Raw genomic sequence first — 228 nt, 5'->3', positions numbered from 1 at the left:
ATATTCAACCGAAGATTCAATTACCGCAGCAAGATCCTAGCCTGATGGGCGTCACCATCAGCGTTAACGGTGCCGATCAACGTTCCGATCTGGCGCTGGCCAAAGTAAACCGCGATGGTCAGTTGTTCACGCTGACACCATCACGCGACCTGCGTTTCCTGCTGCAGGAAGTGTTAGTGAAGCAGATGACGTCACGCGGCTACATGATCGGCCCATGCGGTGCCGTTG

General features: G+C 54.8%; 1 protein-coding gene. It reads left to right on the top strand.

Going from position 1 to position 228, the window contains the following annotated elements:
• A partial coding sequence (locus KVT28_RS27685; RefSeq protein WP_254633694.1) for a YajG family lipoprotein occupies positions 1–228 on the top strand: 228 nt, incomplete at both ends.

It is taken from the genome of Pantoea sp. GbtcB22, assembly GCF_019091025.1.
Taxonomy (GTDB): Bacteria; Pseudomonadota; Gammaproteobacteria; order Enterobacterales; family Enterobacteriaceae; genus Pantoea; species Pantoea leporis.
Note: the sequence above shows the minus strand (reverse complement) of the source record. Positions and strands in the feature narration are given on the sequence as shown.